Genomic DNA, 25,157 nt, shown 5'->3' on the forward strand with positions numbered 1-25,157 from the left:
CCGCGCGAGCGTTCCGCGCGGGGCCCCGTGGCGTCGGGGGACAGTTTCCCCACGCACACCTCTTGTCACCGACCGGCCGAGTCCACAGAATCCTTCGCAGATCAGCTACGACCCATATCGCGAACATGGTTCGACATATCGAATGGGAGTGGTTTCCTCATGCGCCTTGTCCTCCGCGGCCCGCTCCGCTTATTCCGCCCCGCCCCGCCACGGCCCCGATCACGGCCCAGGCGCCTGACCGGGGCGCTGCCGGCCGTTCTGCTGTCCGTTCTGCTGACCGCCACGGGGGTGGGCTTCACCGGGCCGGGCTCCGTGGCGTACGCGGCACCCCCGGCCGCTTCGGCCCCCGCCCCGCAGATCGACGTACCCGCCGCGCCCATGGGCTGGGCCTCGTGGAACAGCCTGGCCAGCCAGATCGACTACGGCACGATCAAGGCCCAGGTGGACGCCCTGGTGTCCTCCGGCATGGCCCAGGCCGGGTACGAGTACGTCAACATCGACGAAGGCTGGTGGTGGGGCACCCGCGACCGCAAGGGCAACATCACCGTCGACTCCCAGCAGTGGCCCGGCGGGATGAAGGCCATCGCCGACTACATCCACAGCAAGGGGCTCAAGGCCGGGATCTACACCGACGCCGGTAAGAACGGCTGCGGCTACTTCTACCCCACCCCGCCGGGCACCCCGCCCGCCCCGGGCAGCGGCAGCGAAGGCCACTACGAGCAGGATCTGCGGGCCTTCCAGGAGTGGGGCTTCGACTACGTCAAGGTCGACTGGTGCGGAGGCCAGGACGAGGGGCTCGACCAGGAGGCCACCTACCGGTCCCTCAGCCAGGCGAACAAGGCGGCTACCGCCGTCACCGGCCGCCGTCTCGTGCTGTCGCTGTGCGAATGGGGTTCGGGCCGGCCGTGGAACTGGGCCCCGGGCGTCGGCGATCTGTGGCGTACCAGCACCGACATCATCTACTGGGGGCAGACGCCCTCGGCCACCGCGATGCTGTCCAACTTCGACCAGGGCCTGCACCCCACCGCCCAGCACACCGGCTACTACAACGACCCGGACATGCTCACGGTCGGCATGAAGGGTTCCAACGCCACGCTCGACCGCACCCATATGAGCCTGTGGGCGATCTCCGGCGCCCCGCTGCTCGCCGGGAACGACCTCACCACCATGACCCGGGAGACCGCCGCCAACCTCACCAACCCCGAGGTCATCGCCGTCGACCAGGACCCGCGCGGGCTCCAGGGCGTGAAGGTCGCCGAGGACGCCGCAGGGCTGCAGGTGTACGCCAAGGTGCTGTCCGGCACGGGGAAGCGCGCCGTGCTGCTGCTCAACCGCACCTCCGCCGCCAAGCCCGTCACCGCCCGCTGGACCGACCTCGGGCTGACCGGCGCCGCCGCCTCCGTCCGCGACGTCTGGAAGCACGCCCCGGTGGGCACCCACAGCGGCGGCTACACCGCCACCGTCCCGGCCGGTGAGGCCATGCTGCTGACCGTCTCGGGCACGGAAGCCCCCGGCACCACCTACCAGGGCACCGGCTCCCTCACCGTCACCGCCAAGACGGCGGGGCTGAAACTGGCCGACCTCACCTACGCCAACGGCGGCACCACCCCGGGCACCGCCACCCTCCGCGTGGACGGCCAGTACGCCACCACGCTCGCCCTGCCGCCCACCGGCTCCGCCACCGCCCGCCGCACCGTCTCCGTCCTGCTCTCGCTGGCCAAGGGCGCCAATACGGTCACCTTGAGCGGCGGCCCGGACACCATCACCGTCCAGGATCTCCCCGGCACCGACGGCGTCCGGATCACCGGTCGGAACCAGCGCTGAACTCTCGCCCGAGGACACCACTCCCACCCACGGCAGGGCCCCCGCGCGAGTCGACCGCGCGGGGGCCCCTTTTCCGCCTGCCCGGTGTTCGGTGAGAAGACGATCACGCAAGCAGGTGGTCTGGCGGGCGCTCCGGGTTACGGGGCCAGCAGCAGGTTGTGGGCGCGCTCCTTGGCGGCCGTGTAACGGCGCGCCACATCCTGCCAGTTGACGACCTTCCACATGGCCTCGATGAAGTCCACCTTCTGGTTCCTGTACTGCAGATAGAAGGCGTGCTCCCAGGCGTCGAAGACCAGGATCGGCACCGAGCCCTGCCCCACGTTCCCCTGGTGGTCGTAGACCTGCTCGACCACCAGCCGCCCGCTGACCGGCTCGTACGCCAGCACGCCCCAGCCCGAGCCCTGGGTGGTGGCGGCGGCCTTGGAAAGCTGGGCCTTGAAGCCCGCGAAGGATCCGAAGTGCTCGGCGATGGCGTCGGCCAGCTCTCCGACCCCGTCCCTCTCCAGCGGCTCGCCGCCGCCGTCGCCGGTCATGTTGTGCCAGTAGATGCTGTGCAGGATGTGGCCGGACAGATGGAAGGCCAAGTTCTTCTCGAGCCCGTTGATCGAGCCCCACTGATCCTTGTCCCGCGCCTCCGCGAGCTGCTCCATCGTGTCGTTCGCGCCCTTGACGTACGCGGCGTGGTGCTTGTCGTGGTGCAGCTCGATGATCTCGGGGCTGATGACCGGGGCCAGCTCCGAGTAGTCGTACGGAAGTTCAGGAAGTGTGTAGATGGCCATGCGAAGCCCTTCGGACCGCGTTATTGCAATTAACTTGCAAGTACACGCTAGCAGCAAGAAGGTTCCGCCAACCGGAATCGGAGGCCCGGGCCCAAAGACGGAGGCGGGGCGGGTCCTCCAACTGAGGAACCGCCCCGCCTCCTTGCGCGGGATGGATGGGGGATCAGCTCCGCGCCGCCGCCGTCCGCTGGCGTACGTATCCGATGATCGCGAGGGCGATCGCCATCACGGCCGTGGCGTAGAGCTGGCTGCGGGTGTCGCTCTCGCGCAGCATCAGCACCAGCACTCCGACCGTGGCGGCCAGGGCCACCCAGGTCAGGTACGGGAAGAGCCACATCTTCACCACGAGCTTTTCCGGGGCCTCGCGCTGCAGGCGGCTGCGCATGCGCAGTTGGGCGGCGGCGATGAAGCCCCAGACCACCAGCACCGCGGCGCCGACCATGTTGAGCAGCCACTTGAAGATGGTCTCCGGCCACCAGTAGCTGAGCAGCACCGCGACGAAGCCGAAGAAGGAGGAGGCGAGCACGGTGAGGCGGGGGACGCCGCCGGTGACGCGGCCCAGGAAGGCGGGGCCCTCGCCGCGGGTGACCAGGGAGTAGGACATGCGGGAGGCGCCGTAGATGTTGGCGTTCATCGCGGAGAGCAGCGCGATCAGCACGATCACGTTCATGATGTCGCCGGCCGCGGGGATGTCGAGGTGGTTGAGCACGGCCACGTAGGGTCCCTCGGCGACCAGCGCCTTGTCGTTCCACGGGATGAGCGTGACCACGACCACCATCGAGCCGACGTAGAAGAGGGCGATGCGCCACATCGCGGTGCGCACCGCGCCCGCGACGCTCTTGACCGGGTTCTCGGACTCGGCCGCCGCGATCGTCACCGTCTCCAGTCCGCCGTAGGCGAAGACGGAGGCCAGCAGGCCGACGACCAGACCGTTCACCCCGTTGGGGAGGAAGCCGCCGTCACCGGTGAGATGGGAGCCGCCGGGGGCGTCGGTGCCCGGCAGGACGCCGAGGATCGCGAGTACGCCGAGCACGAGGAAGATCGTGATCGCGGCGATCTTCAGCGCGGCGAACCAGAACTCGAACTCGCCGAAGTTGCTGACCGCCGCGAGGTTCGTGCCGCAGAACATCGCCATGAAGAGGGCGACCCACATCCAGGAGTCGGTGCCCGGGAACCACTGGACCATGATCCCGGCCGCGCCGATCGCCTCGGCGGCGATGCCCACGCACAGCAGGATCCAGAACATCCAGCCGACCGTGAACCCCGCCCAGGGGCCGATCGCCCGCTCGGCGTGCACGGAGAACGAGCCGGAGGCCGGGTTGGCCGCCGACATCTCGCCGAGCATCCGCATCACGAGCATCACCAGCAGCCCGGAGACCGCGTAGGCCACCACGATCGACGGACCGGCGGCGGCGATTCCGGCGCCGGAGCCGACGAACAGCCCCGCGCCGATCACGCCCCCGAGGGCGATCATCGACAGATGGCGCTGCTTGAGGCCGTGGGAGAGCGGTGGCGTGGCGGTCGCGCCCGCTCCGGTCGCCTCGGCGGTGCCGGATGGCCCGGAGGACGCGGATGTCCGGTTCATTCTTCTTCTCTGTCCCTTACGAGGCGGGCGGGCGGATGCAAAACGTCCCTAGTGTGAAGGGCGCGTCCTATGAGGACAACATCACGACCAATCTTTTCTGGATATCGGACACCTGCGTCACGCTCCGTATCGGGTATCTCTGCCAGAAGCCGCCAAGCCGATGCGTCCGGCTTTGTGGTCATCCGACGGTGTCCGAGGCCCGCGCTTGGGTTAGCGTCGCGGTATCCACCCTCTGACCTGGGAGCATCGCTGATGAGCACGGTTTCTGCCGCCGCCACACCCGGTACGGTCCTCGCGGACGCGGTCTTTCCCGCCCGGCGCGTCCTGGCCCGGGACACCGCGCTGGTCATCGGGGGCGCCGTGCTCACCGGTCTCGCCGCGCAGCTCTCGGTGCCCGTCCCCGGCTCGCCGGTGCCGGTGACCGGGCAGACGTTCGCCGCCCTGCTGGTGGGCACCTCGCTGGGCGCCCGGCGCGGCTTCCTGTCGCTGGCGCTGTACACCCTGGTCGGCATGGCGGGCGTGCCGTGGTTCGCCGAGGGCAGCTCCGGCGCCGCCATGCCGTCGTTCGGCTATGTACTGGGCATGCTGCTGGCGGCGACCGTGGTGGGCGCGCTGGCCCGGCGCGGCGGCGACCGCGGGGTGCTGCGCACCGCGGGCACCATGGCGGTCGGCTCGGCGGTCACCTACGCCGTGGGCGTCCCGTATCTCGCGCTGGCCACCCACACCTCCCTCGGCGAGGCGGTCGCGGCCGGGCTCACCCCGTTCCTGATCGGGGACGCGCTGAAGGCCGCGCTGGCGATGGGCGCGCTGCCGGCCGCCTGGAAGCTGGTGGGCCGCCGGGGCTGAGCCCCCTGCCCCCGGGCCCAGCGCCCGGGCATGGCCACTCGGCCGCCCATGCGTGAGCTCACGCATGGGCGGCCGGGAAGCGAAAAGGGCCCCCGCGCGGTCGAAGCGCGCGGGGGCCCTGCCGTGGCGGCGGCGCAGGGGGGTCAGTCGAAGATCGGGCCGACCGTACGGGTCCGCTTGATCTCGTAGAAGCCGGGGATCGAGGCGACCAGCAGCGTGCCGTCCCACAGCTTGGCGGCGTCCTCGCCCTTGGGGGCGGGGGTGACCACCGGGCCGAAGAAGGCGACCTGCTCACCGTTCGAGCCCGGGACGGCGATGACGGGGGTGCCCACGTCCTGGCCGACCAGCTCGATGCCCTCCTTGTGGGAGGCGCGCAGCTCGGTGTCGTACGCGTCGGAGTCGGCGTAGTCGGCGAGGTCGGCGGGGAGACCGGCCTCCTCGAGGGCGGCCACGATCGTCTCGCGGTTCTTCTCCAGGCCCTGGTTGTGGAAGCGGGTGCCGAGGGCGGTGTAGAGCCGGCCGAGGACCTCACTGCCGTGCTTCTGCTCGGCGGCGATGCAGACCCGGACCGGGCCCCAGGCGGTCTTCAGCAGCTCGCGGTACTCCTCGGGCAGCTCGTCCAGCTTGGGCTCGTTGAGCACGGCGAGGCTCATGACGTGCCAACGCACCTCGACCGGGCGCACCTTCTCCACCTCGAGCATCCAGCGCGAGGTCATCCAGGCCCAGGGACACAGCGGATCGAACCAGAAATCAGCAGGAGTCTTGGCAGTCTCGGTCACGGTTTCTCCTTGAGCGGGTGCGTCGTCATCGCAAATGAATAGAGAGCTGGCTACCTCACCCAACGCGGGCGGGAGGGGAGCCCATTCCCCAATACCGGCTGTCGGTGCACCGTGACATGATTTCCGCTGTCGATATCCGAGATGCGAGACATTGCCGAGGGAGCCGCGTCGTGCCCGGTGAGAACCTGACCCGTGACGAGGCCCGTGCGCGGGCGAAGCTGCTGGCCGTCGAGCATTACGAGGTGGCGCTCGATCTGCGGTCCGCGGTCGGCGAGCACACCGGGTCCGGGCCGCGCACCTTCCGCTCCACGACCACGATCCGCTTCCGCTGCGCCGAGCCGGGCGCGGCGACCTTCGCCGATCTGCTGGCGCCCTCGGTGACCTCGGTGCGGCTCAACGGCCGGGAGCTGGACCCGGCGGCGGTCTTCGACGGCTCCCGGATCGCGCTGGACGGGCTCGCCGCCGAGAACGAGCTGGTGGTGGACGCGCAGTGCGCCTACAGCCGGACCGGCGAGGGCCTGCACCGCTTCGTGGACCCGGAGGACGGCGAGGTCTACCTCTACACCCAGTACGAGCCGGCCGACGCCCGCCGGGTCTTCGCCAACTTCGAACAGCCGGACCTCAAGGGCCCGTTCACCTTCTCGGTGACCGCCCCCGAGGGCTGGACGGTGCTGAGCAACGGGACGGTGGACCGGGTCGAGCCGTCCGGTGCCGGCGATGGCGCCGCGACCAGCCACTTCGTCCCGACCCGGCCCATCTCGACGTACATCACGGCCGTGCTCGCCGGTCCGTACCACCACGAGAGCGACCTCTACCGCCGCACGCTGCCGGACGGCTCCGAGCTGGAGATCCCGCTGGGCGCGCTGTGCCGCAAGGGGCTGGCCAAGCACTTCGACGCGGGCGACATCTTCACGGTCACCAAGCAGGGTCTGGACTTCTTCCACGACCACTTCGACTATCCGTACCCGTTCGGCAAGTACGACCAGGCGTTCGTGCCGGAGTACAACCTCGGCGCGATGGAGAACCCGGGCTGTGTGACCTTCCGGGAGGATTTCGTCTTCCGCGGCAAGGTCACCCAGGCGTCGTACGAGAGCCGGGCCAACGTCATCCTGCACGAGATGGCGCATATGTGGTTCGGCGACCTGGTGACCATGGAGTGGTGGGACGACCTGTGGCTCAAGGAGTCGTTCGCCGACTTCATGGGGGCCTTCGCCCTGGTCGGGGCGACCCGCTTCACCGACGGCTGGATCACCTTCGCCAACCGCCGCAAGGCCTGGGCCTACCGCGCCGACCAACTGCCGTCCACCCACCCGGTCACGGCCGACATCCGTGACCTGGAGGACGCCAAGCTCAACTTCGACGGGATCACCTACGCCAAGGGCGCGTCCGTGCTCAAGCAGCTCGTGGCCTACGTCGGGCAGGACGCCTTCCTGGAGGGCGCGCGGCGCTACTTCAAGCGGCACGCGTACGGCAACACCCGGCTGTCCGATCTGCTGTCGGTGCTCGGCGAGACCTCGGGGCGGGACATGGCCACCTGGTCGCGCGCCTGGCTGGAGACCGCGGGGGTCAACGCGCTCACCCCGCAGGCCACCTATGACGCCGAGGGGCACATCACCGAGCTGGCGGTGGCGCAGGAGGCCGCCGAGGGCGCTGGTTCCGATGATGCGGCTCTGCCGCGTGGCACGCTGCGGCCGCACCGGGTGGCGGTGGGGCTGTACCGCAAGGAGGCCCCGGCCGGTGAGCGCCCCGGGGCGCTGGTGCGCTACGCCCGCGCCGAGGTGGACGTCGACGGCCCCCGTACGGTCATCCCCGAGCTGACCGGCGCCGCCCGGCCCGATCTGATCCTGGTCAACGACGACGACCTCACCTACTGCAAGATCCGCTTCGACGAGGGGTCGCTGGACACCCTGCGCCAGCACCTGGGCGAGCTGACCGACCCCCTCGCCCGCGCGCTGAGCTGGTCCGCGCTGTGGAACCTCACCCGTGACGCACTGCTGCCCGCCCGCGACTATCTGGAGCTGGTGCGGCGGTTCGCCGGGGCCGAGAGCGACATCGGCGTGCTGCAGATGGTCCAGGCGTGGGCGCTGTCCGCCCTGCACCACTACTCGGCGCCGGACGCGCGCGAGGCGGCCGGCGCCCAGCTCGCCGAGGTCGCGCTGAGCGAGCTGCGGCTGGCCGAGCCGGGCAGCGGGCATCAGCTCGCCTGGGCGCGGTTCTTCGCGCAGGTCGCCGTCGCCGAGTCCGAGCTGCGGATGCTGAGCGGGCTGCTGGACGGCACGGCCCGGATCGACGGGCTGGATGTGGACCAGGAGCTGCGCTGGACGTTCCTGGCCGCGCTGGCCGCGAGCGGCCAGGCCGACGAGGCGATGATCACCGCCGAGCTGGCGCGCGACGACACCGCCTCCGGCAAGCGCCACCAGGTGCGGTGTCTGGCCGCCCGGCCCTCCGCCGCGGTCAAGGCCGAGGCATGGGACGCGGTGGTGGAGTCCGACCGCCTCTCCAACGCCCTGGTGGAGGCCACCATCTCCGGTTTCGACCAGCCGGGCCAGCGGGATCTGCTGGCGCCGTACGCACCGCGCTACTTCGAGGTGATCGAGCGGATCTGGCAGGAGCGGTCGATCGAGATCGGGATGGCGATCGTGCGCGGGCTGTTCCCGTCCGCCCAGGGCGACACCCACGCCCTGGAGGCGGCCGACACCTGGCTGAACGGCCACCCGGACGCGGCGCCCGCGCTGCGCCGACTGGTCCTGGAGGCACGCGACGACCTCGCCCGCGCCCTGCGCGGGCAGCAGTGCGACGAGAGGGCAGCCGCCTAAGGCATACGCCGATCGCCGGACGCCCGCGGGGCGTCCCCGGCGGTCGCCGGGGACGCCCCGCGGGCACTGCGGCGGGCACTGCGGCGGGACCTTGCGGCCGCGCGGCCGCAAGGTCCCGGCAAGCCGGGCACCGTAGCCGCGCCGCGTGGCCAGACCTCGCACCACGTGGCCGGACCCCGCAGCAGGGCCTCGCGACCCGGCCCTGCGACCTCGCGGCCCCGGGCCGTGCGGCCGGGCACCGCGGCCGGACCTCGCACCACGTAGCCGGACCCCCGCAGCAAGGCCTCGCAAGCCGGACCCCGTAGCCGGACCTCGCGACCCGGCCCTGCGACCTCGCGGCTCGGCCGTGCGGCCGGACCCCGCAAGCCCGGGCACCGCAGAGCGGAACCCCGCGGCCCGGGCCGTGCGGCCGGACCCTGCGGCCGGACCTCGCAGCCGGGCCCAGCAAGCCGGGCACCGCTGCGGGGCCTCGCGGCGGGCACCGTAGCCGCGCCGCGTGGCCAGACCGCGCACCACGTGGCCGGGCCCCCGCAGCAGGGCCCCGCAAGCCGGACCCCGTAGCCGGACCTCGCGACCCGGCCCTGCGACCTCACGGCTCGGCCGTGCGGCCGGACCCCGCAAGCCCGGGCACCGCAGAGCGGAACCCCGCGGCCCGGGCCGTGCGGCCGGACCCTGCGGCCGGACCTCGCAGCCGGGCCCAGCAAGCCGGGCCCCGCAGCCGGGCCGCACGGCCGGGACGGCGGGACGCGGTCGGGGTGGCAAGGCGCGGTCGGGTACCGGGACGGGGAGCCTATTCGGCATTCGAACTGCCGTACTTTAGTGCGGGGTTGTCCGTTTTTGTCGACGACTCTGTAACAGGGGTTAGCGGGTGCGGCGGGGGCGGGAATGGCGGGGGCATGAGCCACAACACGCCGCTGTCCCCCCGCCCCCTCCACCACCTCTCGGACGTCCAGCGCCGGGTGTTGACGACACGTCAGCTCCGCGAGCACGGTGTGACCGCGTCCGTCGCCGCGGAGCGCAGCCGGGCCGGCGGGCCCTGGCAGCAGATCCTGCCGGGCGTCCATCTGCTCCACCCCGGCCCGGCGACCAGCGAGGAGCGGCTGCTGGCCGCGCTGCTGTTCACCGCGAGCCGCGGCCAGGGCGCCGACGGCTCCGCGCCGGGCGGCGGCGAGCCGCACGGCGAGGCGATGATCACCGGGCTTGCCGCGCTCGCCCTGCACCACTTCTCCTCCGCTCCCCCGCTGGCCTCCCTCGAGCGGGTCGACGTCCTGGTGCCGCGCACCCGGCGACTGCGCGCCACCGGCTTCGTCCGCTTCGTCCGGGCCGGCACCCTGCCCGGCCCCCAGTACGTCGCGGGGGTGCCCACCGCCCCGGTGGCCCGCGCCCTCGCCGACGCGGTCGCCCGGCTCACCGACGCCGTCCTGGTCCGCAGACTGCTCACCGAGTCCGTGCGTCACGGCCACTGCGAGGCCACGGCCGTCGTCGCGGAGCTGAACTCGGCCCGGCTGCTGTCCCGGCCGCATGTCGTGGACGCCGTGGACGCGCTGCTCGCCGAGGGCCGGGCGATCGCCGAGGGGCGGCTGTACGACATGATCCGCGGCCACCACCTGCCGGAGCCCCTGTGGAATGTGGAGCTGCGGCTGCCCGGCGGGCCCGCCCTCGGCGGCGTGGACGCCTACTGGCGTGAGCAGGCGGTGGCGGTGGAGATCGACACCCGGGCGCCGCGCGAGGACGAGGAGGTCCGGCCCGGCGGTTTCGGCCGCAAGCGCGAGCACCTGGAGCGGCTCGGGATCACGGTCGTGCGCGTCACCCCGAAGAAGCTCCGGGAGACCCCGGAGGAACAGGCCGCGGTGGTCCGTACCGCCCTGATCGCGGCGGCCGACCGCGACCCGGCCTCCTATGTCGTGGTTCTGCCGCGCTGACGTTCCGATGCCCCGGCGCGGAGGCGGGGCATCGGGTCACCCGGTACGGGCGGCTCAGGACCAGGGCTCAGGGGTCAGGGGTCAGGGCTTGCGCAGCAGCAGCTCGGTGTTGCGGTCCGTCGCGTCACCGGCCAGCTTCTGGCTGGCGCCGGGCGCGTTGAAGGACAGCTCGCGGTAGAGCGCCGCGAGCCCGGTCTGGGACAGGTCCGAGAAGTCCGTGCGGTGCGGCGCGGCCGACTCGATGAGCGTGGTGAACAGGGAGATCGTGCCGTCGTGGTTGTCCACGACCTCGAACACCCGGGCCAACTGGGGGAAGTCCACATGCGAGGCGGTGGTGATCTCCCAGAAGGTGCCGCGCGGGGTGATCTCGTTCTTGTGGCTGTGGCCGTTGATCCAGGCCAGCACCTTGGGGTGGCGCTGGAACAGGGCGACGACCTCGTCCCCGCCGTGGCGGGCCTCGCCCGGCCGGCCCGGGTCGTGGTTCATGTTGTCCAGGCTGCGGCTGTAGTGGTGGCTGAAGACGATCACGTAGTCGTCCTTGTGGGCCTTCAGGGTCCGCTCCAGCCAGCGCAGTTGGGCGGTGCCGAGCGACCCGGTGTAGTGGCCGCCCGGGTCGGTGGTGTCCAGGCTGATGCCGATCACGTTCTCGGAGACCCGGAACGAGTAGTAGAGGGTGCCCTGCTCGAGGTTGGCCTTGGTGTAGCCGTGGCCGACCGGGCCGGGGCCGGTGGCGGCCGGGTCGAGGTGCGCGGCCAGGTACTCGGCCTGGGTGAAGGGCGCGCGGCGCTCGTCGGGGGTGACCGTGCGCATGTCCTTGGCGTGCGCGTCCAGCAGCGCCTTCATCTGGACGCCCTTGGGGTCGCCCCCGACGCGCGTGCCCTTGAAGAGCCGCTCGGCGTCATCGGCCGGGATGATCTCCAGCTTGCGCTTCCCGGTGGCGAAGTCGGCGTAGAAGTCGTGGCCGAGGGAGTAGACACCGCCCGCCAGATCGTCGTGGTTGCCGATGGTGGAGTACCACGGCAGCCGCAGCCCGGGGCTGTTGACGGTGCGCAGCGCGGCCTTGAGGAAGCCGTCGATGCGCGGGAAGCCGAGCTTCTTGTCGGCGTCGCGCAACGCATCCTCGGGGTGCCAGAACTCCTTGAGCCCGCTGTTCTGGACGCCCTCGTAGTGGCGCGGATCGCCGGTGTTGGGGGTGATCCGGCCGCCGTTCATCGCGGCCAGGAACCAGTCCAGTTCGATCTTGGCGTTGTTGTCGGTGTTGTCGCCCGTGGTCATGACGAACGACAGCGGCGCCCCGGTCGCGGGTCCGCCGCGCAGCCCGTTGATCCGCTCGATGAGCGAGGCGACCCCGGCGATGGTCAGCGCCTCGTGCGGCCGCCACGCCCCGGCCCGCCCGCTGCGCAGGAACTCGTAGCGCATCGGGTGCTGGACGTCGGTCAGGTGCAGATCCGTGAGCTGGACGAACGAGGCGAGCGCGGTGCGCCGGTCCTCGCGGCCGCCCTTGGCGCCGGTGATCTCGCTGCGGACCTCACGGGTCCAGGCGGGGCCGGCGGCGAGCCGCCGGTAGCCGGTGGCGCCCTGCGCGGCGGAGAACGTCTCCAGCGTCGTACCGGCCGTCGAGGGCGCCGCCGGGGCCTGCACCACCCGGCGGCCCGCGGCACGCGCGGTGGCGGGCTGCGTGGCGTCGGCCGAACCGCTGCCGGGCCCGAAGGCGAGCCCCAGACCGGCCGGGGCACCGGTGGCGGCGGTTGCGGCGAGGAAGGTGCGCCGATCGAGGTGGGCGACGGCTGCTGCGGCGGACCGTATGCGGGACATGCGCGATCTCCCCGAGTGGACACGCGGAAACGGGCGGACAGCGACGCTGCCCTCACCTCGGATCGTTGGCATCGGGAATGGCCTGGCGGTGAACGAGGCGGCAACGCAGGTCGCCGATCTCCACACGTGGATCTTGGCGGTAGCAAACGGTCATCGCGCCCTTGTGAACAGGAATTCTTTTCCTCACTCGGCGTTCATCCACGCTGGGAAGCGCCCCCCGCCGTGGGATAAATCACGGGACGGTAACGGACCCGCCTGAGACACTTGCCAGGAGGGTAGGCGCCTCGAACAGGCACAACCAAGGAAAAGGGCTGATATGAGGATCGGAATCGTCGGAGCGACCGGCCAGGTCGGCGGAGTGATGCGCAGGGTGCTCGCCGAGCGTGACTTCCCGGCCGAGCGGCTGCGGCTGTTCGCCTCCGCCCGCTCGGCCGGCCGTACGCTCCCGTGGCGCGGTACCGAGATCACCGTCGAGGACGCCGCCACGGCCGACTACTCCGGTCTGGACATCGTCCTGTTCTCCGCGGGCGGCGCCACCTCCAGGGCGCTGGCCGAGAAGGTCGCCGCACAGGGCCCCGTCGTGATCGACAACTCCTCGGCCTGGCGGATGGACCCCCAGGTGCCCCTGGTCGTCGCCGAGGTCAATCCGCACGCCGCGGTGGACCGCCCCAAGGGCATCATCGCCAACCCGAACTGCACCACCATGGCCGCCATGCCCGTGCTGCGCCCGCTGCACGCCGAGGCCGTGCTCACCGCCCTGGTGGCCACCACCTACCAGGCCGTCTCCGGCTCCGGGCTGTCCGGCGTCGCCGAGCTCGACGGCCAGATCCGCAAGACCGCCGACCGTGCGGCCGAGCTCACCCACGACGGCGCGGCGGTGGACTTCCCCGAGCCCGAGGTGTACGCCCGCCCGATCGCGTTCAATGTGCTCCCGCTGGCCGGGAAGATCGTCGACGACGGCCGGTTCGAGACCGACGAGGAGCAGAAGCTCCGTAACGAGAGCCGCAAGATCCTGGAGATCCCGGAGCTGAAGGTGTCCGGCACCTGTGTCCGGGTGCCGGTCTTCAGCGGCCACTCGCTCCAGGTGAACGCCCGCTTCGAGCGTCCGATCAGCGTGGAGCGCGCCTCCGAGCTGCTGGCCGCGGCCCCGGGCGTGGCGCTCTCGGAGATCCCGACCCCGCTCCAGGCCGCGGGCCAGGATCCCAGCTATGTGGGCCGGATCCGGGTGGACGAGACGGTCGAGCACGGTCTCGCGCTGTTCCTCTCCAACGACAACCTGCGCAAGGGCGCCGCGCTGAACGCGGTGCAGATCGCCGAGCTGGTGGCGGCCGACCTGAGCTGACGCCCACGCCTCGTCCGAGGGGGAGCGGCCGGCCGGTCGCTCCCCCTCGGTGTTCCTCCCGTTCACCTCGCCCTTCGGCCTACCGGCACCGACCGGCCGACGTGCGAGGATGGCCATCCGCCTGACGCATGGCGTACCGCACATGACGAACGGGAGTTGGCCGACGTGCCTGGCACCAACCTCACAAGGGAGGAAGCGCAGCAGCGGGCGCGCCTCCTCACGGTGGACGCGTACGAGATCGAACTGGACCTGAGCGGCGCCCAGGAGGGCGGTACCTACCGCTCCGTGACCACGGTGCGGTTCGACGCCGCCGAGTCGGGCGCGGAGTCGTTCATCGACCTGGTGGCGCCCACGGTGCACGAGGTGGTGCTCAACGGCGACGCGCTCGACCCGAACGCGGTCTTCAAGGACTCGCGGATCGCTCTGCCGGGGCTGCTGGCCGGGCGCAACGAGCTGCGGGTGGTCGCGGACTGCGCGTACACCAACACCGGTGAGGGGCTGCATCGCTTTGTCGACCCGGTCGACCAGCAGGCGTACCTCTACACCCAGTTCGAGGTGCCCGACGCCCGCCGGGTGTACGCGAGCTTCGAGCAGCCCGATCTGAAGGCCACGTTCCAGTTCACCGTGACGGCGCCCGAGGGCTGGGCGGTGATCTCGAACTCGCCCGCGCCGGAGCCGAAGGACAACGTCTGGCGGTTCGAGCCGACCCCGCGCCTGTCGACGTATGTCACCGCGCTGATCACGGGCCCGTACCACAGCGTGCACAGCTCGTACGAGAAGGACGGCCGCTCGGTGCCGCTGGGCATCTACTGCCGCCCCTCGCTCGCGGAGTACCTCGACTCGGACGCGATCTTCGAGGTGACGCGGCAGGGCTTCGAGTGGTTCGAGGAGAAGTTCGACTACGCGTACCCGTTCGCCAAGTACGACCAGCTCTTCGTGCCGGAGTTCAACGCGGGCGCGATGGAGAACGCGGGCGCGGTGACCATCCGCGACCAGTACGTCTTCCGCTCCAAGGTCACCGACGCGGCGTACGAGACCCGGGCCGAGACCATCCTCCACGAGCTGGCCCATATGTGGTTCGGCGATCTCGTCACCATGGAGTGGTGGAACGACCTGTGGCTGAACGAGTCGTTCGCCACCTACACCTCGGTCGCCTGCCAGGCCCACGCGCCGGGCAGCAGGTGGCCGCACGCCTGGACCAGCTTCGCCAACTCCATGAAGACGTGGGCCTACCGGCAGGACCAGCTTCCGTCCACCCACCCGATCATGGCCGAGATCAACGACCTGGACGACGTCCTGGTCAACTTCGACGGGATCACGTACGCCAAGGGCGCCTCGGTGCTCAAGCAACTGGTCTCGTACGTCGGGATGAACGAGTTCTTCAGCGGCGTCCAGGCGTACTTCAAGCGCCACGCCTACAAGAACACCCGGCTGTCGGATCTGCTCGGCGCGCTGGAGGAGACCAGCGGGCGCGACCTGAAGACCTGGTCGAAGAAGTGGCTGGAGACGGCGGGCATCAATGTGCTGCGGCCGGAGATCGAGACGGACGCGAGCGGCACCGTGACCTCCTTCGCGGTGCGGCAGGAGGCCCCGGCGCTGCCGCCGGGCGCCAAGGGCGAGCCAACCCTGCGGCCGCACCGCATCGCCATCGGGCTCTACAACCTCAACACGACCGGCAAGCTGATCCGCTCCGAGCGCATCGAGCTGGACGTGGACGGTGAGCTGACCCAGGTGGAGCAGCTCATCGGCGCGAAGCGCTCCGCGGTGATCCTGCTCAACGACGACGACCTCACCTACGCGAAGGTGCGGCTGGACCCGGACTCGCTGGCCGTCGTCACCGAGCACCTCGGCGACTTCGCGGAGTCCCTGCCGCGCGCGCTGTGCTGGGCCTCGGCCTGGGACATGGTCCGCGACGGCGAACTGGCCACCCGCGACTACCTGGCGCTGGTGCTCTCGGGCATCGCCAAGGAGTCCGACATCGGCGTCGTCCAGTCGCTGCACCGCCAGGTCAAGCTGGCCCTGGACCTGTACGCCGCCCCGGCCTGGCGCGAGACGGGCCTGGCCAAGTGGACCGAGGCCACGCTCGACCATCTGCGGGCGGCGGCACCGGGCAGCGACCACCAGTTGGCCTGGGCGCGGGCCTTCACCGCGACCGCCCGTACGGACGCGCAGCTCGACCTGGTCGCCGGGCTGCTCGAGGGCACCGAGACGATCGGGGGCCTGGCCATCGACACCGAGCTGCGCTGGGCGCTGCTGCAGCGGCTCACCGCCACGGGGCGGGCGGACGAGGGGGCCATCGCGGCGGAGCTGGAGCGCGACAAGACCTCCGCGGGCGAGCGCTACGCCGCGATGGCGCGGGCCGCGCGGCCGACGCCGCAGGCCAAGGCGGAGGCGTGGGCGTCGGTCGTGGAGAGCGACACCCTGCCGAACGCGGTGCAGGAGGCGGTGATCGGCGGCTTCGTCCAGACCGATCAGCGGGAGCTGCTGGCGCCGTACACGGAGAAGTACTTCGCGGCGGCGAAGGACATCTGGAACAGCCGCAGCCATGAGATGGCGCAGCAGATCGTCGTGGGGCTCTACCCGGCGCTGCAGGTCTCCCAGGAGACCCTGGACGCCACGGACGCGTGGCTCGCGTCGGCCGAGCCCACGGCGGCGCTGAGGCGTCTGATGACGGAGTCCCGAGCGGGCATCGAACGCGCCCTCCGAGCCCAGGCCGCGGACGCGAAGGCGAACTGACCGGGTTGCGGCGCCGTGCGGGGCCCAGCGCCCCGCACGGCGCCGCCCAGTTGTGGGCACTCGTCCCGCGGGGCGGGGCGAGTGGCCACAACCCGGCCACCGGGCGGCACCGGCAGCGATGGCTTAGCCAGGGTCCCGCTGCGCCGCACCGGGTCGGCCCGTCGCCAGCCGGGGTTTCGTTCCTGAGTGCGGGCCGGTGGGCGGTTTGTGCCCACCTGTCCCTCCCCCAGCTACCGCTGGGAGGTGCCCCCTGGCGGGACGATTGCCCACAAACGCGTCAGCGGGGATCGGGCATGGCCAGGCCGGCCATGGTGCCGTATTGGCGCAGGAGGTCCGGGTACGCCTCGGCGGCCACCCGAAGCCACCGTTCCGACTCCTCCACCCGTCCCAGCCCCCGCAAGGCTTGCGCGAGCCAGTACGGCGCCTCCTCGTGCTCCCCCTCGCACGCCACCCTGAGCAGCGGCTCGGCCTCACCGTAGGCACCGCGCCGAACCATGCTGCGCCCCGCGAGAAACGCGGGCGGCACCAGACCGCTGCGGGCGGCGCGGACGTACCAGCACTCGGCGTGCTGCGGGTCGCCGCCCCGCTCCTCCGACGTCCAGCCGAGCCACCACGCGGCCCGCCCGTGCCCGAGATCAGCCGCCCGGCGGAACCAGATCTGCGCGGTGCGCCGATCCCCGGCCTCGTCGTGGATGCGGCCGATGTCGTACGCCGCCGCGGCGTCGCCCTCCGCCGCCGCGGGCTCGTAGTACGGCACCATCCGCAGCCCCGTGGCGCCGCCCACTTCGTACAGCATCCTGCCGAGGGCGAGCAGGGCGCGCGGGGTGCCCGCCCTGCGGTACCACTCGGCGGCCTCCGGGAGCCGGTACAGCCGGTCGAGCGCGTCGGCGTACCCGCACCAGGCGTCCGGGCCGCCCTCCTCGGCGCGGGCCCGCAGCCCGGGCAGGCGTTCCTCCCACTCGGCAGGCGGCATCCGCTCCGGGTCGGCACGGATCGCGGCGATGTCCTCCAGCGCCCTGACGATCCGCTCCTCGCCCTCGTCGAACGGCCCCCGGCCCTCCGCATCGACACCGCCGGCACCCTCGACAGCCTCGAAACGCTCGGCACCGTCGAGCCCCGTGGCCCGCAGCCACCGCTCCGCCTCGTCCAGCCGCCGCTGCCGTACGCACAGCACGCCGAGGTTGAAGCAGGCCCATATGTGGCCGCCGTCCGCCTCGTCGGCCGTGCGGTACCACTCCTCGGCGGTGCGCAGTTCGCCGTTCTCCTCCGCCCAGACGCCGAGGACGTACGCCGCGCCGTCGTAGCCCCGCTCATGGGCGTGTTCGACGAGGGCGCGGGCCTCGTCCCAGCGGCTGTCGTCGCGGGCGATGAAGAGGGCCTGGTCCACCAGTGCCTTGGCGCTGCCGACCGCGGCCGCCCGGGCGTACAGCGCCTCGGCCTCCGCGACCATCCGGGGGTAGCGCGCGAACATCGCCCTGCGGTCCGGGTCGAGCAGGTCGCGCAGCGCCTCGTACGCCTCCTCGGGGTCGCCCTCGGCCTCGGCCCGGGCGAGGGCCTCGCGCCAGCCGTCCAGGTCGCTCAGCATGTTCTGGATGGCCCCGCGAGTGCGGGTGGCGATGTCGTCGCCCTGGGCGGACGCCTCGGCCAGCCGTTCCAGGGCGGTGTCCCATTCGCCGCGGGCGGCCAGCAACACGGCACCGTTGGTCGTGCACTCGACACTGCCGAGCGCGGCCCCGTGCTCGTACCACGTCTCGGCACCGGCCGTGTCACCGGCCTCGTGCAGCAGCCGGGCCAGACCGAACGCACAGCCGCCGTCACGATCGGCGGCCGTGCGGTACCACCGCTCGGCCTCGGCGAACTCGCCGCGGTCCTTGTGACAGATCGCAAGCGTGCGCGAGGCGTCCGCGTCCCCGGCGTCGGCGGCCCTGGCCCACCACGGCAGGGCCTCGTCCAAGCGGCCCTCGCCGGTGAGGAGTTCGGCGTAGGCCCGGTACGCATCCGGCTTCCCGGCGGCCGCGGCGGCCCTCAGCCGGGCCGCCTCGGCCGCCGGATCCGGCTCCTGATCCACTCCTGAATCCGCCTGCTGATCCGCCGCCATCCGGTCCGCCATGGCGGGCATTTCACCGTGAGCCGTGCCGGACGTCCCTTGCGATGAATGTTCGACCATCACCCGATGGTGCCAGAGTGATCACGAACGTTCGGCACGGGCCCTGCGACGGGCCAGCAGCGCCTCGCGCCGCTCGTCGAACTTGGTGGCCTGATCGTCCAATCCACCCATGTAGAGCCCCAGTTCCTCCTGCGCCTTGAGCCCCTCCGGGCCGAGCCCGCCGATCTCCAGGACCTTCAGGAAGCGCAGCACGGGCTGCAGGACGTCGTCATGGTGGATACGCAGATTGTATATACCGCCAATGGCCATCTGGGCAGCGGCGCGCTCGAAGCCGGGCATCCCATGACCCGGCATGCGGAAGTCGACCACCACATCGCGGACGGCGCCCATGGTCTGGTCGGGGGCCAGCTCGAAGGCCTTCCCGAGCAGGTTCCGGTAGAAGATCATGTGCAGGTTCTCGTCGGTGGCGATGCGCGCCAGCATCCGGTCGCAGACCGGGTCGCCGGAGTTATGGCCGGTGTTGCGGTGCGAAATGCGGGTGGCCAGCTCCTGGAAGGCGACATACGCCACGGTGTGCAGCATGCTGTGCTGGTTGTCCGACTCGAAGCCCTCGGACATGTGCGCCATGCGGAACCGCTCCAGCTCCACCGGGTCGACGGCGCGGCTGGTCAGCAGGTAGTCACGCATCACGGTGCCGTGGCGCCCCTCCTCCGCCGTCCAGCGGTGCACCCAGGTGCCCCAGGCGCCGTCCCGGCCGAAGAGGGTCGCGATCTCGTGGTGGTAGCTGGGGAGGTTGTCCTCGGTGAGGAGGTTGACCACGAGCGCGATCCGGCCGACGTCGCTGACCTTGGACTGGTCGGGCGCCCATGCCTCACCGCCCATGACACCGTCGAAGTTCCGGCCGTCGCTCCACGGGACGTACTCGTGCGGCATCCACTCCTTGGCGACCGCCAGATGCCGGTTGAGCTCGGTCTCGACCACCTCTTCAAGCGCGTACAGGAGCTGGGTATCGCTCCATACGGCCTGACCATTGCGGTGGGTAGGGGCGAGTGTCACGGTGGCGCTCCAGGGGACGGGGGCGACGGGCTTTACCTACGGACCCGTAGGTTACGACACCGTAGGTTAAAGCGAAAATAAACGGCCCGGGGATTGTGGATGGCACACGGTGAACTCGGCGTGACACGGTCGCACTTGGGGATCCGGGCGGCGGAACGCGGCGCGGCGCGGATGGCCTACACGGTACCGACCGGCGGCCGGAGACGGGCCACCCTGGCGCGCGGCCGGAGACGGCCCGCCCCACCCGTGGCCGGAGATGATCCGCCCCACCCGTGGCCGGAGACGGCCCGCCCCGTACACGACAAGAGCGCCCCGGCCGGGTGGATGCTGTTGGGCCAACAGCATCCGGGTGGCCGGGGCGCTCCGCAGCGGCGTGCGCGCTTCGTCGATCGATCGCCTCAGTCGGTCTGCTTACGGGACTTCCTGTCTCCCGCCATCACCAGACCCGCGATCACCAGGAAGAGAATGATCGGAGCGGCGACATAGAGGCCCAGCGTCTCGGCGACGCTCAGGCCCGGACCCGGGTCGTCACCGTCGTCGCGGGTGAGCGCGAACGCGGGGGACGACATCAGCAGCATCGCCGTCGTCGCGGCGATGACTGCACCGGCGCGCACGGCGTTCTTTTTGACCTTGTTGCTCACGGACTCAAGTTATCCGATGCCCCCCGGCGCCGCGTGCCCGGGGTGGCCTTCACCACCGTGTTGAGATGGCCATGACCGCGGCCTCGGAAGTCGGCTCAGCGGCGGCCCGCCGCGCCGAGGTGGACGGTGGGCGGCAGAAGCTGTGGCGCGGCGCGGGAGGCGAGGACCCGTACCCGCAGCCCGTCGGCGGTGACGGGCGCGGCCAGCGGAAGGATGCGCCGGGCCCCGATGGTCGTACCGGCGGCGATGTCCCGCCATGTCCCCGCCACCCGTGCCTGCACGGTGAACTCCTCCACCCGCTGTCCCCGGCGGATGTCCTCGCCGAGCCGTATCCGGTCGAAGGTCACCGGATGGCCGGTGGCCGGCCGCGCTCCGGTGCCGTATGTCGTCCTTACGGCTGTGCCGAAGGCCGTAAGGGAGGCGAAGTCGGTGTCGTCGATCCGGCCGTTCTTCGCGGGCGGGACGTTGAGCAGTAGCGAGGCGTTGCGGCCCACGCTGCGCTCGTACAGCGACATCAGCCGGCCGGGGGTCTTGGGCCGCTCCGCCGGGTCGTGGAACCAGCCGGGGCGGATCGAGACATCCGCCTCGGCCGGGTACCACTGCAGATGGCGCACGCCCGGCGCGGTCAGCTTCGCGCGCGAGCCGATGTCGGCGTCGGTGGAGTCATTGGGCAGCCCGCCGCCCACGACCGTCCACGGGTCGACCGCGGACGGGGTCACCGACCATTCGGTCTCCCTGGCGATGCCGTCCTCGTTGCCCACCCAGCGCACGCCCTGCGCGCCCTGGAAGACCACGGCATCCGGGGAGAGCGCGCGGATCAGCTCGAACCAGTTCCTGACGTTGTAGTTCTGGGTGACGCCCGCACCGCCCCAGGGGTTGGCGCCGTCCAGCCAGAACTCGTCGATGGGGCCGTACTGCGTCAGGATCTCGTAGATCTGGTTGAGGTAGTACGCGTCGTAGTCGTCGGCGGTGAAGCGGAAGGTGGGCAGCGCGCCCGAGGCGACCTTGTCCGCCCGGTCGTCGCCGGGGACCAGGGTGGGGATGGTGCGTTCGGTGGGCTTGCTGCCGTTGCCGTAGCGGCCCTGGCCGGCGGGTGCGCGGTCGCCGTCCTCCAGGGCCATGCGCTCGGGCAGCGACAGCTCCTCGCCGTTCTGCTGCTTCTCGCGGATCTTCTCGACCCACTGGGCGTGCCAGGCGTGCGGCAGCTCGGCCCCGTCGGCGGGCGAGAGGTAGACGCCGACCTTGAGTCCGGCCTTACGGGCGGCCTTGACGTACGCGCCCAGCACATCGCCGTCGGGATTCCTGCCGCCGGGGCCGTTCGTCCACCAGGGGCTGGCCTCGACGTCGTGGTCCGTGTAGCGGCTCGGGTAGAGCACGAAGCCGTCATGGTGCTTGGCGGTGAGCATGACCTGCTGGGCGCCGGCGGCCTTGTACGCCCGCATCCACTGGTCCATGTCGAGCTCGGGCGGGTCGAAGAGCTTCTCGTCCTCGGCTCCGGAGCCCCACTGGCGGCCGGTCATGGTGTTCATGCCGAAGTGGGTGAACGCGGTGATCTCGCGCTTCTGCCAGGCCCGCTGTCCGGGGGTGGGGACGGTGTGGGCGGCCTTGTCGATGATGCGGGCGGGGGTGTCGCAGTCCTCGACGGTCTGCTGCGGGGCGGGGGTGACGGGCCCCTGGCATCCGGCCGCGGCCTGTGCGGGGGCGGCTTTCGCGGGAGCGGCCTGTGCGGGGGCGGGAGGGACGGCGGCGGCCGCGAGGGCGGCCAGGGCGAAGGCGCGGAGCGCGAGCAGCGCGCGCCGTCGTCCGCGTGGTCGGTGGGTGCCGGGCGTTCCGCCCAGGGGTCGGGCCATGGTCCCCTCCAGCTCTCCGGTCGTCATTGATCGGATCTCTATGGCGGTGTCCATGACAGAGTGCCAGAGGGGAAGTGTTCTGGGGAGACTGCGCAAAGCAGAGATCCAACCTATGGGCGGGCCGGGGCATCAAAGTCCGGCCAGGCGGCCATGGGCGGGGTCGGCCTTACGGGGCAAGGCCACGAGGGGCGAGCCGGGCCACCTCGTCCATCAGCGCCCGCAGCCGGGGCGAGGCGACCAGCTCCTCCAGGGACATCGGGCGCCCCTCGGCGTCGGCGATCGGCAGCCGCCAGTTGGGGTACTGATCCCAGGTGCCCGGCAGATTCTGCGGTCTGCGGTCCCCCACGGCGTCCGGCAGCCATACGCCCACCATTCTCGCCGGGGTGCGCAGCAGAAAGCGGTGGACCGCCTTGACCGCCCCCTCCTCGTCGCCCGGGCCCTCCGGCAGCAGCCCGAGCCGCCCCAGCAGCGCCAGCCACTCGGCGACCTCGACCGCGTCCGTCGCGCGCTCCTCGGCGAGGGGCCGGGTCAGCAGGCCCAGCCGGTGCCGGAGCTCGACATGGTCGCCGGTGAGCCGGGCGGCCGTGCTCGGCAGATCGTGGGTCGTCACGGTGGCCAGGCAGTCCGCGCGCCACTCCCCGGGGGACAGCGGCCGGGCCGCGCCCGCCCCGTTGTAATTCCGCTCGAACCACATCACCGACGTCCCCAGCACCCCGCGCCGCTCCAGCTCCTCCCGCACGCCGGGCTCGACCGTCCCCAGGTCCTCCCCTATGACGACCGTCCCGGCCCGGTGCGCCTCCAGGGCGAGCACGCCGAGCATCGCCTCCGCGTCGTAGCGGACGTAACAGCCCTCGGTCGGCTCACGCCCCTCGGGGACCCACCACAGCCGGAAGAGGCCCATCACATGGTCGATGCGGAGCGCGCCCGCGTGCCGTAAGAGGCCGCGCAGCAGATCGCGGTACGGGGCGTAGCCGGTGGCGGCGAGCGCGTCCGGGCGCCACGGCGGCAGGCCCCAGTCCTGACCCCGGGAGTTGAAGGCGTCCGGGGGCGCGCCGATCGACATGCCGGAGGCGAAGACGTCCTGGAGCGCCCAGGCGTCGGCGCCCGAGGGATGGACCCCGACCGCCAGATCGTGCACGAGGCCGATGCCCATGCCCGCGTCGCGCGCGGCGTGCTGGGCGGCGGCGAGCTGGGTGTCGGTGAGCCAGGCCAGCCAGCAGTGGAAGTCGGTGCGGTCCAGATGCTCGGCCCGCGCCCGGGCGGTGCCCGCCGAGCGCGGATCGGCCAGCCCACCGGGCCAGGTGCGCCATTCGGGGCCGTGGGTCTCGGCGAGCGCGCACCACAGGGCATGGTCCTCCAGGGCCTGACCGCGCTCGGCGAGGAAGTCGCAGTAGGCGGCGCGGCGGCCGGGGCTGAGGGGGACCGTCCGCACCAGCTCCAGCGCCTCGCGCTTGAGGGCCAAGACGGCGTCCCGGTCGATCAGGGCGCCCTCGCGCAGGACGGACGTACGGAGGGCGGCGGCGGCCTCCAGGAGCTGATCGGCCCGCTCGCGGGCGGGGCCGCGCAACTGGACGTATTCGGGCACGTCCTCGATCCGCAGATGGACCGGGTCGGGGAAGCGGCGCGAGGAGGGGCGGTAGGGCGAGGGGTCGGTGGGCGCGCCCGGGGTGCCGGGCACGGCGGCGTGCAGCGGGTTGATCTGGACGAAGCCGGCGCCGAGCGCCCGCCCCGACCAGGCGGCCAGATCGGCCAGGTCGCCGAGGTCGCCCATGCCCCAGGAGCGTGCGGAGAGCAGCGAGTAGAGCTGCACCAGAAAGCCGTGGCTGCGGACCGGGGATAACGGCATCCGGTCGGGGGCCACGATGAGGGGGGCGGTGGCGCGGCGGCCGTCGGGGGCCTCGGCGAGCAGGGTGTGGGCGCCGGGCGGCAGCGCGGCGAGCGCGGTAAGGAGGCCGCCGGCGGTGGTGCCCTCCGTAAGAACGCCACCCGCATGAGCGCCGCCCGTAAGAACGCCGCCGGTATGGGCGCTGTCTGTGCGGACCTCCGTAAGGGGGCCATCGGCCCTCCGGGTCCCCGCGGCCGCCCGCCCCCGCGTGTGCGGTGCGCCGTCTTCGGGGCGCACCCGCAGCGCCGTGCCCTCGGGCAGGCTCAGGCGTGGCGCCTTGCCGGGGCGCACCACCACGCAGGGGGGCAGCAGTTGGTCGCGCTGCCGGCGCTCATGCCGGTCCAGCGCTTCGCGTACCGATTCGGGGGTCGAGGCGTCCACGCCGAGCGCGGCCAGTACGGCGACGACTGTGTCCTCGGGCACCTGGACGGTGCGGCCCGGGGCGGGCTCGTAGGAGGTGGCGACACCGTGCAGCTCGGCGAGCCGCGCTCTGCCCATCAGTACTCCATCGGCTCGCAGCCCGCGCCCACGCCGGTGAGGGCGGCGGTCGGCTCACTTGTCAGGGGACGTTCGGCGGCGAGCGGGGGCTCGCTGGTCAGGGGAACGTTGTCGGCGAGCGGGGGCTCGCTGGTGAGGGGCGCCTCCGTGGCGCTTCCGGACCCGAAGCCGTCCAGGCCGCACAGTCCACAGTCGGGGTCGGAGACCCCGTCGAAGGGATCCGGTTCACTGGACGTCTCGGGTCCGGGTTTGGACAGGGCGGAAAGCAGAAGCTGAGCTGACGCGGCCACACGGACCTCCGTGGGGTTGTCGGCAGTGGGTCATCTCGAGCTCTACCCACTCCGGACGGACGCAGACGTAAACACACCCCGTACGTGCTGTAGGTCACATGCCCTCTGGGCGGCGATTTCACGGCTGTAAGGGATCGGGAGCACAGAGTTTACGAACAGGACCACCCTTCATCCGTCAGACTTGCGCCGGGCGCGCCGCGCCCGGCCCCGGTCCGCCCGATGCCCCACGCACACGGCAATGCCGACAGTTCGGTCGTCCGCGTTGACACCCTCACCGGCCTGGTGGTGGGCTCACGCCTATCGGCGCCATATCTACGGGGACCGGCTATCTGGATCGAGGAGAGGCCCGTGCAGTTCGGGGGGAAGAGGCCCAGGGCCGCGGGGGC

Annotated in this window: 16 protein-coding genes; 6 read left to right on the forward strand and 10 right to left on the reverse strand. The window is 71.8% G+C overall.

Going from position 1 to position 25,157, the window contains the following annotated elements; genetic code table 11:
- Positions 1 to 159 precede the first annotated feature (159 nt).
- Positions 160 to 1,824, forward strand: a complete 1,665-nt coding sequence (locus STRVI_RS37180) for an alpha-galactosidase (protein ID WP_014060713.1) — start codon at positions 160 to 162, stop codon at positions 1,822 to 1,824.
- A gap of 137 nt (positions 1,825 to 1,961) precedes the next feature.
- Here the strand turns inward: STRVI_RS37180 and STRVI_RS37185 are convergent, their stop codons facing one another.
- Positions 1,962 to 2,603: a superoxide dismutase gene (locus STRVI_RS37185; RefSeq protein WP_014060714.1), complete on the reverse strand. Its 642-nt coding sequence runs from the start codon at positions 2,601 to 2,603 to the stop codon at positions 1,962 to 1,964.
- Positions 2,604 to 2,766: 163 nt separating this feature from the next.
- Positions 2,767 to 4,188 (reverse strand): amino acid permease, encoded by a 1,422-nt coding sequence (locus STRVI_RS37190; protein WP_014060715.1) that lies wholly within the window; start codon positions 4,186 to 4,188, stop codon positions 2,767 to 2,769.
- Between the two features lie 252 nt (positions 4,189 to 4,440).
- Here STRVI_RS37190 and STRVI_RS37195 point away from each other — a divergent pair, with 252 nt between their 5' ends.
- On the forward strand, positions 4,441 to 5,034 hold the full coding sequence (locus STRVI_RS37195) for a biotin transporter BioY (RefSeq protein ID WP_014060717.1): 594 nt from the start codon (positions 4,441 to 4,443) through the stop codon (positions 5,032 to 5,034).
- Between the two features lie 143 nt (positions 5,035 to 5,177).
- Here STRVI_RS37195 and STRVI_RS37200 read toward each other — a convergent pair whose 3' ends face one another.
- Entirely contained in the window at positions 5,178 to 5,813 is a 636-nt protein-coding gene (locus STRVI_RS37200) for a mycothiol-dependent nitroreductase Rv2466c family protein (protein WP_014060718.1), read from the reverse strand.
- Between the two features lie 170 nt (positions 5,814 to 5,983).
- Here STRVI_RS37200 and pepN (STRVI_RS37205) point away from each other — a divergent pair, with 170 nt between their 5' ends.
- Both pepN (STRVI_RS37205) and STRVI_RS37210 read left to right on the forward strand, forming a co-directional pair.
- Positions 5,984 to 8,629, forward strand: coding sequence for an aminopeptidase N (pepN, locus tag STRVI_RS37205; protein ID WP_014060719.1), 2,646 nt, complete (start codon positions 5,984 to 5,986; stop codon positions 8,627 to 8,629).
- 896 nt (positions 8,630 to 9,525) lie between these two features.
- Entirely contained in the window at positions 9,526 to 10,551 is a 1,026-nt protein-coding gene (locus STRVI_RS37210; RefSeq protein ID WP_014060720.1) for a hypothetical protein, read from the forward strand.
- A gap of 81 nt (positions 10,552 to 10,632) precedes the next feature.
- Here STRVI_RS37210 and STRVI_RS37215 read toward each other — a convergent pair whose 3' ends face one another.
- Entirely contained in the window at positions 10,633 to 12,366 is a 1,734-nt protein-coding gene (locus STRVI_RS37215; protein ID WP_014060721.1) for a TIGR03767 family metallophosphoesterase, read from the reverse strand.
- A gap of 316 nt (positions 12,367 to 12,682) precedes the next feature.
- Here STRVI_RS37215 and STRVI_RS37220 point away from each other — a divergent pair, with 316 nt between their 5' ends.
- Positions 12,683 to 13,708: an aspartate-semialdehyde dehydrogenase gene (locus STRVI_RS37220; RefSeq protein WP_014060722.1), complete on the forward strand. Its 1,026-nt coding sequence runs from the start codon at positions 12,683 to 12,685 to the stop codon at positions 13,706 to 13,708.
- Positions 13,709 to 13,873: 165 nt separating this feature from the next.
- A complete protein-coding gene (pepN, locus tag STRVI_RS37225; RefSeq protein ID WP_014060723.1) occupies positions 13,874 to 16,444 on the forward strand; it encodes an aminopeptidase N in 2,571 nt (856 codons plus the stop codon).
- Positions 16,445 to 16,721: 277 nt separating this feature from the next.
- Here the strand turns inward: pepN (STRVI_RS37225) and STRVI_RS37230 are convergent, their stop codons facing one another.
- From STRVI_RS37230 to STRVI_RS37255, 6 genes are all read right to left on the reverse strand, one after another.
- Positions 16,722 to 18,554 (reverse strand): tetratricopeptide repeat protein, encoded by a 1,833-nt coding sequence (locus STRVI_RS37230; RefSeq protein ID WP_251982817.1) that lies wholly within the window; start codon positions 18,552 to 18,554, stop codon positions 16,722 to 16,724.
- A 78-nt stretch (positions 18,555 to 18,632) separates the two neighbouring features.
- On the reverse strand, positions 18,633 to 19,607 hold the full coding sequence (locus STRVI_RS37235; RefSeq protein ID WP_014060725.1) for an acyl-ACP desaturase: 975 nt from the start codon (positions 19,605 to 19,607) through the stop codon (positions 18,633 to 18,635).
- Positions 19,608 to 20,005: 398 nt separating this feature from the next.
- Positions 20,006 to 20,248: a hypothetical protein gene (locus tag STRVI_RS37240; RefSeq protein ID WP_014060726.1), complete on the reverse strand. Its 243-nt coding sequence runs from the start codon at positions 20,246 to 20,248 to the stop codon at positions 20,006 to 20,008.
- Between the two features lie 95 nt (positions 20,249 to 20,343).
- The gene (locus tag STRVI_RS37245; protein WP_014060727.1) at positions 20,344 to 22,098 is read right to left on the reverse strand and encodes an alpha-L-fucosidase; all 1,755 of its coding nucleotides are present in this window, start codon (positions 22,096 to 22,098) and stop codon (positions 20,344 to 20,346) included.
- A gap of 166 nt (positions 22,099 to 22,264) precedes the next feature.
- The gene (malQ, locus tag STRVI_RS37250; protein WP_014060728.1) at positions 22,265 to 24,481 is read right to left on the reverse strand and encodes a 4-alpha-glucanotransferase; all 2,217 of its coding nucleotides are present in this window, start codon (positions 24,479 to 24,481) and stop codon (positions 22,265 to 22,267) included.
- Positions 24,481 to 24,771 carry a hypothetical protein gene (locus STRVI_RS37255; protein WP_014060729.1) on the reverse strand — a complete coding sequence of 97 codons (291 nt, stop codon included), beginning with the start codon at positions 24,769 to 24,771 and terminating at the stop codon, positions 24,481 to 24,483. Before STRVI_RS37255 ends, malQ begins: the two co-directional genes overlap by 1 nt.
- Between the last annotated feature and the right edge of the window lie 386 nt (positions 24,772 to 25,157).

The sequence above is a fragment of the Streptomyces violaceusniger Tu 4113 genome (assembly GCF_000147815.2).
In the GTDB taxonomy this organism is placed as follows: Bacteria; Actinomycetota; Actinomycetes; order Streptomycetales; family Streptomycetaceae; genus Streptomyces; species Streptomyces violaceusniger_A.